This is a genomic window from Rhodococcus olei, assembly GCF_039540555.1.
Lineage (GTDB): Bacteria > Actinomycetota > Actinomycetes > Mycobacteriales > Mycobacteriaceae > Rhodococcus_G > Rhodococcus_G olei.
Window position 1 is genome coordinate 1 of the sequence record NZ_BAABFB010000115.1, and the last position, 681, is coordinate 681.

Genomic DNA, 681 nt, shown 5'->3' on the forward strand with positions numbered 1-681 from the left:
CGGTCAGGTCAGGATATAGCCGACTCGGCGTGCCGCGCCGGCGAGCCTTGAAGCGAGCCCGGGGTGGTCGAGCGGCAAGGAGAGCGCGGGGGTAGGTGGGAAGGCGGATGCGGCCGGGGTGAACAACGCCAGACACAGTCCGCCGGAGAACCGTCCGCGGTAGGCCAGGCCGTCCAGGTCGGGGTGGGCAGCACGGATGGTGCGGGCCCAGTGCTGGGCGATCCCGTGGGCTGCGGTGCCGAGCGCGAAGTTCCCGCCGACTCGAGTCGGCCACCGACCGTCGCCGAACCCGGCGACGTCGAGCAGGCACAACGGTCGAGTGAACTGCAGACCTGTCAGGTACGGGGTTCCGGCCGTCCGGTCGATGACGTGGGTGGCTTGGAACATCTCGGCCAGCGCGCCCGGGACGTCGCTTGCGCCGTACCAGACACCGTGGCGAGGATGGTCCTTGCGTGGGCGGGGGTGAGGATCGAAACGCAGGATCGGCCCGTACGTGCGCAGTGCATTCCACGGCAGCACGTGGGTACCGGACGTGCGATGCACACGCCAGATCATGGTGTCGGCCGGAAGTTCGAGGTACTCGTCCGGCTGGATGCCGGCGGCGCGTAGCGCATCGACACCCGGAGGGTGGGGGAGTGGCGGCACCTGTCAGGCCCACAGGTAGGCGTCGACGACATCGAC

At 69.6% G+C, this 681-nt stretch carries 1 protein-coding gene; it reads right to left on the minus strand.

Annotated elements, in window-relative coordinates:
• Nucleotides 1-3 precede the first annotated feature (3 nt).
• On the minus strand, nt 4-645 hold the full coding sequence (locus tag ABD951_RS28570; RefSeq protein WP_345353665.1) for an RES family NAD+ phosphorylase: 642 nt from the start codon (nt 643-645) through the stop codon (nt 4-6).
• Nucleotides 646-681: the final 36 nt, after the last annotated feature.